This window comes from Promineifilum sp. (SeqCode), from assembly GCF_041918635.1.
GTDB lineage: Bacteria > Chloroflexota > Anaerolineae > Promineifilales > Promineifilaceae > Promineifilum.
This window is the reverse complement of the sequence record NZ_JAYRVJ010000388.1, coordinates 1-3571: the sequence shown is the minus strand read 5'-3', so window position 1 is coordinate 3571 and position 3571 is coordinate 1. Positions and strand designations below refer to the sequence as shown.

At 68.2% G+C, this 3571-nt stretch carries 3 protein-coding genes; all 3 read left to right on the top strand.

Annotated features, from left to right (window positions below; translation table 11 throughout):
* A partial coding sequence (locus tag ACE3UY_RS12150) for a protein kinase (RefSeq protein WP_374687782.1) occupies positions 1-1635 on the top strand: 1635 nt, incomplete at its 5' end.
* A gap of 12 nt (positions 1636-1647) precedes the next feature.
* Positions 1648-2994 carry a M14 family zinc carboxypeptidase gene (locus ACE3UY_RS12145; protein WP_374687781.1) on the top strand — a complete coding sequence of 449 codons (1347 nt, stop codon included), beginning with the start codon at positions 1648-1650 and terminating at the stop codon, positions 2992-2994.
* 127 nt (positions 2995-3121) lie between these two features.
* Positions 3122-3571, top strand: a 450-nt coding sequence (locus ACE3UY_RS12140) for a zinc-ribbon domain-containing protein (RefSeq protein WP_374687780.1), incomplete at its 3' end; no start/stop codon positions are given.

The window sequence follows — 3571 nt, the reverse complement described above, 5'->3', positions numbered from 1 at the left end:
GTCACCAACCACTTCCTCATTCCCGGCCGCGGCCAATACCTGGTGATGGAATTCATCGACGGTCAGGACTTGCAGCAGAAGTTGGAGGAGCGCGGCCGGCTGACCGAAGCCGAGGTCATCCCCATCGTCCAGCAGATCGCCAACGCCCTGGCCTACCTCCACGGCCGGCCGGAGCCGATCATTCATCGCGACATCAAGCCGGCCAACATCAAGATCACCTCGGAGAACCGGGCGGTGCTGGTCGATTTCGGCATCGCCAAGCACTACAGCGCCACGGGCAAGACGACGCGCGGCGCGCAGGCGGTCACGCCCGGTTTCTCGCCGCCGGAGCAGTACGGCCTGGGGGCGACAGACGCCCGCTCCGACATTTACGCCACCGGGGCCACGCTCTATGCCCTGCTGACCGGCCAGACGCCCACGGAAAGCGTCAGCCGCCTGACCGGGGCGACGCTGCCTTATCCAACCGACGTCTCGCCGCCGGTGACCAAGGCCATCTTGCGGGCAATGGCGCTGGAGCCGGGTGCGCGCTATCAGGCGGCCGGCCAATTGGGCGTGGCGCTGACGGCCCCGGTGGAGGAGGCGCAGCCTAACAGGCTGCGTTACGTCCTTGTCGCGCTACTGGTGCTGGCGCTGGTGGTCGGCGGCTTCTTTGCCGCCCGCGCCATTTTGGGCGGGGACAACGAGCCGCTTAGCACGCCCGTTTCCGAGACGGCTTCAGGCGAGAACAACGGCGCGGGCGAGCCGACGGATGAACCGGAACCGCAGCCGGTCGTCAATCCCGATGACGCGGCCGCAACGCTCGCGCCGACCATCGCGGCGGCCGTGCAGGAAGTGCCCCCCACGAAAGAGGCGACGCCGGAGCCGCAACCCACCACCGCGCCGGCCGACACACCTGTGCCCACCGATACGCCCGCGCCGACCGCCCCGCCACTGCCGGTACTCGTCGAGGAGTCTATCGGCGCTTCCTTTGGCGGGCAGGCCATCTCCGTCTACAAGTTGGGGCAGGGGCCGGTCGTCGTCACCCTGGTCGGCGGCATCCACGCCGGCTTCGCGCCGGCCGGCGTGACCGTGGTCGAACAGGCGTTGGCCCACTTCCAGGCGCACCCCGAGGAGATACCGGCCAACGTGGCGTTGCACTTCATCCTCAGCGCCAACCCTGATAGCGACCTCGCGCCCGGCGCGCTGGCCGGCCGGATCAACGGCAACGGGGTGGACATCAACCGCAACTTCGGCTGCGACTGGAGCTCCCGTGCCACGTGGCGCAACCAGTCGGTCAACCCCGGCGCGGCGGCGTTCTCCGAACCGGAGTCGCAAGCCCTGCGCGACTACTTCCTGAACGTCCGGCCGGCGGTGGTTATCTTCTACGACGCGCGGGCAACGCAGGGGTGGGTGGCGCCGGGCGAGTGCAGCGACAGTTTCGGAGGGACGCCCCCCTTGGCGACCGCTTACGCCAATGCCAGCGGTTTCAACTATGAGGTGACCGACCCCATTAACGGCGACGCGAGCAACTGGCTGGTGGAGCAGGACATACCGGCGTTCTTCATCCTGTTGCAGGAGTACGAAGGGCTGAGCGCGACGGCCTGGACGGCCCAACTGAACGGTATTCGCGCCACCCTGGTCGAGGTGAGCCGGTGAGGCATTGACCCTGTGAAACGCAACGAGACCCCTCGCCTCTTCTGGTGGCTCAGCGGCGCACTGCTGGCCGTCAGCCTGTTCGCCGCCGCCGGCATCATCTGGCTGCGCGCCCAACCGGGGAACGCCGCCGGGACGGCGGCTCTTGATGGCCCCACAGCAACACCGACCGCGATGCCGCCTGAGGTTGCGCAGGCCGATGCGACCGTCCCCGCCGGAACGGCGGCGCTCCTCATCGATGCGAGCGCAACTCCCGCGCCAAGCGTCACGGCGACGGCCATCCCCTCACCCACACCCACGCTCGTCATCACCGAATACATTATTCAACCGAACGACACGCTGGTAGCCATCGCCGCCGAGTTCGGCATCTCTGTAGAGGCTATTGTGGCCCTCAACGGCCTGGAGGACGCCGACCAGATAGACGCCGGCGCGACGCTGCGGCTGCCCCCGCCGGGGGCGACCATCATAGCGCCGTCGCCGACGCCCACGCATACGCCCTTGCCCCCAGAAGAGGCGGAGCCGACTCCCCTCCCCACGGGAGGGGCAGGGGGAGGGGCTGACACGCCGTCACCCCTCGCGCCCGGCGCGCGGACGCTCGGCCTCTCGGCCGGTGGGCGGCCCATTGAGCATTACGTCTTCGGCGACGGGCCGGCCGACGTGGTCTTCGTCGGAGCCCTCCACGGCGGCTACGAGTGGAACACGGCCAACCTGGCCTATGAGATGATCGATTACTTCGACCGCAACCCCGGCGACGTGCCCGAGGCGGTGACGCTGCACATCATCCCTGTCGCCAACCCCGACGGCCTGAGCCGCGTCAGTCCCGGCTGGACGACCGGCCCTATCCCGCCGCCGACCGGCGTCCTCAGTGACACCGTACCGGGGCGCTTCAACGAGCGCGACGTCGACCTGAACCGCAACTTCGACTGCGACTGGGCCGCGACGGGCACGTGGCGCAACCAGGAGGTCAGTGGCGGGACGGCTCCGTTCTCAGAGAGCGAGACGGCCGCCCTGCGCGACTTCTTCTTGAGCGAGGCCGTTCGGGCGGTGGTCTTTTGGCACAGCGCCGCGGGGGTCGTGCTGGCCGGCTGGTGTTCGCCCGCGACGGTTCACGAGCCGTCGGTGGCTCTGGCCGAAGTCTATGCCGCCGCGTCGGGCTATTCGATGCGGCCGTCACTGGTTTACGAGATCACCGGCGACGCGAGCGACTGGCTGACGACGGAGGGTATCCCGTCGTTCGCCGTCGAATTGACCAACCATACGGCAATGGAGTGGGATCGCAATCTGGCCGGCACGCTGGCCATACTCGACCACTACGCCGCCCTCTGCGCCGGCGACGCATGCCAGCCGCCAAGCGATCGGTGAGTTACCTGACCGGTAGTGAAAACCTGTCAGGTCTGAGCATTTTGATCTACAATAGGCAATAGACACAACTGATGGGTTTTTGGATTACCTATCGAGCCTAGGGAAAGCCGGGCGAGGTGTTGGAGCGATGGCGATAAACGAGAGCAGCACTATCCTCTGTTCGGTCTGTGGGGCGACGGTGCGGGCCAACGCGCGCTTCTGCACCAACTGTGGCAACCGGTTGGTCGGCGGCCATCCGCCGGCGCAACTGCCCTCGCCGCCGTCCGCGCCCCAACTGCCCGCCAGCGAACAGCCGACTCTTCGCCACCTCCGACCGCCGGATGCGCCCCCAGACCCCGCGCCGGATGCGCCGACGGTTCCTGCCTCCCCGCCGGGGCCGGTGTCCCAGACCCCGCCGCCCAACGACCCGCCGACGCTGACCGGCATCCAGGCCGCGCAGAGCCGGGTGCTGCGCCAGACCTCCGGCACGGCGACACACGTTGGGCGCGTGCGCGACCACAACGAGGACTACGTCGCCAAGCTGGATTACAGCCTGGACCAGAGCGGCGAGATGGAGCCGATCGGCCTTTACATCGTG